This window comes from Algorimicrobium algoritergicola, from assembly GCF_008086165.1.
Classification (GTDB): Bacteria; Bacteroidota; Bacteroidia; order Flavobacteriales; family Flavobacteriaceae; genus Algorimicrobium; species Algorimicrobium algoritergicola.
In genome coordinates this window covers 1-5,724 of sequence record NZ_VSKL01000012.1, presented here as the reverse complement: position 1 = coordinate 5,724, position 5,724 = coordinate 1, and the positions used below count along the sequence as shown (strand labels likewise).

Annotated in this window: 14 protein-coding genes; 2 read left to right on the top strand and 12 right to left on the bottom strand. The window is 36.2% G+C overall.

Annotated features, from left to right (window positions below):
- The first annotated feature begins 47 nt into the window (after window positions 1-47).
- Complete coding sequence (locus tag ES675_RS16145; protein ID WP_246126278.1) at window positions 48-497, top strand: hypothetical protein; 450 nt, start codon at window positions 48-50, stop codon at window positions 495-497.
- Window positions 498-576: 79 nt separating this feature from the next.
- Window positions 577-1,041: a hypothetical protein gene (locus ES675_RS16140; RefSeq protein ID WP_066257038.1), complete on the top strand. Its 465-nt coding sequence runs from the start codon at window positions 577-579 to the stop codon at window positions 1,039-1,041.
- Here the strand turns inward: ES675_RS16140 and ES675_RS16490 are convergent.
- From ES675_RS16490 to ES675_RS16085, 12 genes are all read right to left on the bottom strand, one after another.
- Window positions 1,028-1,192, bottom strand: coding sequence for a hypothetical protein (locus ES675_RS16490; RefSeq protein WP_157448701.1), 165 nt, complete (start codon window positions 1,190-1,192; stop codon window positions 1,028-1,030). The genes ES675_RS16140 and ES675_RS16490 overlap by 14 nt on opposite strands.
- Before the next feature lie 96 nt (window positions 1,193-1,288).
- Window positions 1,289-1,546, bottom strand: a complete 258-nt coding sequence (locus ES675_RS16135) for a hypothetical protein (RefSeq protein WP_197503538.1) — start codon at window positions 1,544-1,546, stop codon at window positions 1,289-1,291.
- 77 nt (window positions 1,547-1,623) lie between these two features.
- Window positions 1,624-2,139 (bottom strand): hypothetical protein, encoded by a 516-nt coding sequence (locus ES675_RS16130; RefSeq protein ID WP_066257040.1) that lies wholly within the window; start codon window positions 2,137-2,139, stop codon window positions 1,624-1,626.
- Window positions 2,140-2,149: 10 nt separating this feature from the next.
- Entirely contained in the window at window positions 2,150-2,554 is a 405-nt protein-coding gene (locus tag ES675_RS16125) for a hypothetical protein (protein ID WP_066257046.1), read from the bottom strand.
- Between the two features lie 145 nt (window positions 2,555-2,699).
- Window positions 2,700-3,053, bottom strand: a complete 354-nt coding sequence (locus ES675_RS16120) for an ASCH domain-containing protein (RefSeq protein WP_066257049.1) — start codon at window positions 3,051-3,053, stop codon at window positions 2,700-2,702.
- Entirely contained in the window at window positions 3,050-3,334 is a 285-nt protein-coding gene (locus tag ES675_RS16115) for a hypothetical protein (protein ID WP_066257051.1), read from the bottom strand. Before ES675_RS16115 ends, ES675_RS16120 begins: the two co-directional genes overlap by 4 nt.
- A 6-nt stretch (window positions 3,335-3,340) precedes the next feature.
- Window positions 3,341-3,670, bottom strand: a complete 330-nt coding sequence (locus tag ES675_RS16110; protein ID WP_066257054.1) for a DUF7220 family protein — start codon at window positions 3,668-3,670, stop codon at window positions 3,341-3,343.
- A 211-nt stretch (window positions 3,671-3,881) separates the two neighbouring features.
- Complete coding sequence (locus ES675_RS16105; RefSeq protein WP_066257056.1) at window positions 3,882-4,175, bottom strand: hypothetical protein; 294 nt, start codon at window positions 4,173-4,175, stop codon at window positions 3,882-3,884.
- A complete protein-coding gene (locus ES675_RS16100) occupies window positions 4,172-4,405 on the bottom strand; it encodes a hypothetical protein (protein ID WP_066257059.1) in 234 nt (77 codons plus the stop codon). Before ES675_RS16100 ends, ES675_RS16105 begins: the two co-directional genes overlap by 4 nt.
- 2 nt (window positions 4,406-4,407) lie before the next feature.
- Window positions 4,408-4,974 (bottom strand): hypothetical protein, encoded by a 567-nt coding sequence (locus ES675_RS16095; protein ID WP_148367567.1) that lies wholly within the window; start codon window positions 4,972-4,974, stop codon window positions 4,408-4,410.
- Window positions 4,913-5,452, bottom strand: a complete 540-nt coding sequence (locus ES675_RS16090; protein WP_066257073.1) for a hypothetical protein — start codon at window positions 5,450-5,452, stop codon at window positions 4,913-4,915. The genes ES675_RS16095 and ES675_RS16090 overlap by 62 nt, the downstream gene beginning before the upstream one ends.
- A partial coding sequence (locus ES675_RS16085; protein WP_211362535.1) for a hypothetical protein occupies window positions 5,430-5,724 on the bottom strand: 295 nt, incomplete at its 5' end. The genes ES675_RS16090 and ES675_RS16085, both read right to left, overlap by 23 nt.

Below are 5,724 nucleotides of genomic sequence, written 5' to 3'. Positions count from 1 at the left end.
AACCTCAAAGAATTGAACGCTAAAATCACTAATAAATTAAAATCATAATGGACGCAGTCATTCAAAATATTCAAGACAAAGTAAGCACATTACCAATTCCGTATGTAGATGAGGACTGGGGACAATTAGATTATTATAGCCCAAACTTTCCTGTAAAATGGCCGTGCGTTTTGATTGATATCAGTAATGCTGGATTTGATAATTTAGGCATGGACAAAACAGCATCACCGGTTAACAGGCAAACTGCAAATACCATGATTAGCCTGACCATTGCTAATTTAAAATTAACTAATACTAGCCAACGAGCGCCACAGAACCAAAAGAATGCGGGCTTTAGCATATGGAAGCTGCAAAAGGATATCCACGCTTTAATACACGGCTGGCGTCCTGCAGAATGGACTGGTAAATTAACCCGTGTGAGTATGCAGCGCATTAAGCGCGATGATGGCGTGCAAGAATATACAGTGGTTTATAGTTTAGGAATGACGAATGTTTAAATTTTGAATTTACCTATATTGTCTACCTAATTTATATTTACTTGCTTGAAAATAACTAAAAAAGACTACTTTTAAGGTAATGAAGAAAAAAAATCAAATAAGATATAGCGCTTGGAATGAGCATTTAAACAATACAAGAGAAAGAACAAATTATTCAATAAGGAGGATGGATTTGTTAATAATTTCAATTAGTGGTGCTGGAATTTATATAATTTTTGAAACATTAAGAGAGTTTAAAGCTGGCCGTGTTGAATTTGATTATTCTGGTATATTATTAATTAGCGGATTATGCTTTCTGGTGGCAATTATCTCCAATTTTATTTCTCAAAAAACAGGATATTACTCCAATGATTATGAGGAAAAGTTTATCTGTATAGAGCTAAATAAGATAAGGGGTAAAGACATAGACGCCTGTAAACAGGACGAATATGATAGAAAAGTCAAAAAATACAATCGAATAACAAACAGCTTAAATATTGCCTCTATTATTCTAATGTTTTTCGGGTTAATACTTTTAGCACTATTTAATTTTAATCTTTTTTAGTTCTGTCTGGTCTATTTCCAGACCCAGAACCTTTAGTATTTTCTGCCCCTGACCTATTTATACTAGAGTTTAAACCAGTATTTGTTCTTGAACCTTGCCCACTGTTATTATTTCTAGATTTATCGCCGCCGTTATTGCCTTTTTTTGCCATTGTATATTATTTTTTATAAATGTAGAGAATTTATGAATACAATTATTTATTCTAAAAAAAAGTCATTAACAAGCAATTAACAATAATAATGCACCATTAAAACATGGAAAGCTGGCTATCCTCAAACGCTTTTATTTCCTTTAATTCTTTAGAAACTGGCGTGCCTAGTATTTTGTAAAAAGTCGTTCTAGAAATATGAAATCTTGGATAAATGAATTTTCTGTGAAGTTTAGTCAAAGGAATGTCCTCGTTATAGATTTCATGGTAGTAATCTAAAACAGTTTGATACCGAAGTAATTTGTTTTTCTGAATGCCGAGCTGTTGGGACTGACGCTTTGTCATATACACAAACATAACTTTTTTTTTAATATGTCACAACAAAAAAACCCAACGGATTACGTTGGGTTTTTACTATTTATGGATAAAAAAAATTAAATAGACCAGTTGTAAATTTGCCAAACGCCGCCTTCATCGGTTAACCTGACGTCTACTCCAGTGCTACGGTTTTTTACTTCGCGGTACTTGAAGCTTTCTTTTATTAATTCTGGCGTGGCTGCTGGCAGGAATTCACGGTTCCATGTTGGGAGTAAATCCTTGAGCGATCCTGTAACGTTAAGAAATACATATCGGTTTCCATATACCGTAAAATTAACCGTCATACATTGGACGCAGCCCATTTCTTTCTGCTCTTGAATTTCTGAATCTGAAAGCCCAGACTGAATAAAGTAGTAAGTTGCTGAATCGTCGCGGTTCTTGGCGCTTAAAAACGTGTAATTTGTTTTACTGTTTCCCACTATGCTATTTGCAAATTGACGCGCTGTAAGGCTGTCTAATTGGGTTACGTTTTTAAAAATACTTTCGTAGTTGCTATCTGGCAAGTTGTAGCCGTCTTGAGCCGTAGTAATAATGCTGGCTAATAGTGTGAGAGTAATGAATATTTTTTTCATGGTTTTGATTTTAATTTAAGTTATTTTCTAAATGTAATTCCAACATATCCTTTGCTTCGGTCATAACTTGCACGTTATAGTCTGGGAAATCTTCTAAAGCCATTACCGAATAAGCTTGTTTATAAATGGACTCAGCTTGGATTAAAATAGGTTTGGCTAGTTCCTGGTCTACAAGGTAGGTGGTATATGCCGCTTGATAATATCTATCAGACAATAAGTATAAAGCCGTAGCTTTGGCCTTATTGCATTTGTCTTGAGGTATCGCGCCGCAGGATGATTCCAATCGCTTTAAACCTTCACGCAGCTCATTTGCATTAGAAGTGGGCTTAATATATTGTTTATAAATGTCTGTAACTGTTTGCGATTGCATGTTTATGGCAAGCAGTAATGTTATAATAAATAGTATTTTTTTCATGCGTTCTTGTTTTAAGAGTTAAGCCGCCATACAAAGATTACTAATTGTATAATAATAATTGCAAGTAACGCCGTAATTATTATTTTTCCAAACAGAGTTGGTTTTTCAGAATACTTCATATGCCTAATATACGGCATAATTGCGATTATTCCTTATTTGGTATTGTATATTCAAACTCAATTCGCGTTACGGACTGCCTGCGGTCGCATTTATTGGCCTTACAGAACATTTCTATAAAGAACTCCTTGGTTCTGCATGGAAAGCCTTCTTTGTTTACTTCAGATTGTGTGATTTGATATAAACGTTCTTGGCCTATAGCGATTATTTTAATTGGGCATCCAAGTAATACTTGCTTTTCGCCTTTTTTTAATCCCATACCTTTTTCAATAGGCTGGATTAGATCACCAACTTTTAAATTTTTCCAGCCATTGCGCCTGGTAACTGTTTTTGTTTGGTTTAGTATTTGCGCTTTAGTTAGCGCGAAGCTCATTCGTTTCATGTTGCTTTTTTTTGGTGTGGTATATATACATTCATTCTTTCCAAAGCTCTTATAAAATCCTGTAAGGTTCTGAAGGGAATATTTGTTTCATAAAACCGACGTCGCATTGGAAAATTATCAATTACAAATCTGAATTCCTTATGATTATCTATAATATGTACGTCCATATAATCGGAGCCAATTTCATCTGAAAAAATATAGTGTGGATGCTTTAAATCTGAATTTCTGGCCAAACGCACACCTTTAAATACTTCTGTTAAATTTTCATGTTTGAATTCCATAGCTAATTAATGTTTAAGCCCACAATTGGAGCAATAAATGGCATCTTTATCTTCTACAACTGGCATATCATTTTCGCACTGGAAGCAATGCACCCAAAACAGTTTGCCGTTTGGATAACGCACACGGTTATCGGTTTTCTTATTAAAAAACCTACGAATTACATAGCCGCGTAAAATGCTGATAATGGTAAAATATATTACAATGATTAGGTTGGTTCCAGCGTTGGTTACAATACCAAGTAATGGGAATATTAAAAATGTGCTGGCGTAACTTATACCAAAACCAACGGCTGTGTTGGAAATGGCTTCGGTTAGGGACTGTTTTTTTGTTTGCATTATTTAAGTTGTATTTAAGTGGTTTTGAAAGGGTATTTAAAACAATTTCTAACAGTTGCTATAAGCCATAAAAAACGGCTCATAGCTTGGTGTTAGAAATCATTTAATAAGGCAGTATAGAATAATGCCCAATAGTATAATTAATAGGATAAGAGTTCCTGGACTCGGGTCTGGGTCGCCTTTTAAAAAGGGATCGTCTAGCCATTCAGAATTATGCATATTTATAGTCTGTTTTTACTTGATAAATATGGAAGTTGGCAAAGTCTACTCCAGATAACAACCAGTCCTTTTTATCGTGGCTATACCATGAGGCGCGTATAGGCTTGCATCTTGGATACTCATTATTAAAAAAAACAATGTGCGCTATTATTTTTGTTTTAATATCCGCCAGTGCTTGACCGTCGTTAATAAGTGTGCGGTCTATACAGTTTAAGTAAGTTTGTATCGCCTCCTGCAGTTTGTTTTTTGTGGCCAGCTGGTAGCCGTTGTATGTTAGGTATTTCATTTTGTTTTGTTTGAATTACGCTTGTTTTTACGCTTTTGAGCGCGTGTTAGTGGCAGGGTTTCAGATTGGTAATCAGCATAACTGTAGTGGTTTGTTATTTCATACGTTTCACTTAAACCAAGCTCTTTGGCTTGATCTATTGTTACTACTTTTGAATCTGGATGAAGTTCTTTTACCGCAGATATTAATCCTGATGCGTCATTACCGACTATTATTACTTTTTTATTCATAATTATTTATAAAATTTACGAGTAGCGTTTCGGGTTCTAACAATTTCTTGGTTCTGGCGCTCTAGGTGTCTAGCGCTTTGCTTGATGCGTTGATCAAAATCAGCGTCAAAGTTTCCATTTTTGTTGGTTTCGCTGGCGTTTATGCTTTGGTCTATAATGGCCTGCTCTCTGCGCTGAAAATAATCCTTGATATGCTTTAATATGCGCGCTGGTGTGAGGTTAATAATATCGGCTTCTTTAATTTCGTAGCAAATAGCCAAAACGTCCTCTAGCTTGAGTTGGCGGTACTCATAATTGGCCAGCAGTTCCTCGGCTACTACATTGGCCTGCCTGTCTGGAAGTACTTTGGCAAAGTACATGCTGGTACCAATAAGCATATTGGTTACGCACTTTTTAACCAGTTCCTCTCCGCCTTCAACCTTGGTCATCATGGCCATGGACTTGCCGTTGGAATTTATGGCAACGCGTAAGTTCATGCCAGCGTAATGTTTCACTACAGCTGTGTTGCTATAATTCGACACTTCCGTTAGTTCCTTGAGTGAAGGTGTTACCTTGTTGCTTAATTTCATGAAGTATGATGTTTAATTTTGAATTGATATATTTTAAATCGGTATTCTGCTGATGAAACTCTTTAATGGTATGCCATTTACTTAAAATGATTTTCCAAAGCTGCAGTGCCTCGGGTTCGCTTCCAGCTGATAATTTTTTGAGGTAGGTAATAATACTTTTCAGGCTATTTCCGTCCGCTCCTGTAAACTTTGGCGGTAAACCTGTGAGTTGTTCAAAGAAAGCCGTCCACTCGTCCAGAAATAGCGTGTAGGTGCTTTTTTCAGTTTCAATCTTGGTATATGTTACTTTGGTGTCAAAGTGCGCCGTGAATGATTCCATGCTTATTTCAAGCCTTGGAATAATACGGCCTAATTGGCGCAACATGGCGTCGTCTATTTTTCCGCGTAAATGCTCCAGCTTTCTAAACTTGTTATCCCGATACGTTACCTTGAGGTGCGTTTGGGTTTCAAGAATTTCAATGTTGTAGTGGTTCGTCATGTGGCTCTAAACTGTTGAGTTGTTTTTTGTAATCGTTTTTTAAGAATTTTAAGAAGTCCTTTGGCGTTGGCTTTCTCACGATGCCTCGTGAGTTTGCCGTTATGACTTCAAAATAAAACCGCGAGAGCAGGTTTAAATCCCGAAGCGTTCCTGCAGAGAGGCCGTCCATTTTTGTTTTAGATACTTTTTGATAGGGTCTACTCATGGTTATTGGTATTTGGTGGTATTTGGGCATCGTGCCAATACATATCAGCATCATTATCATCAAAACA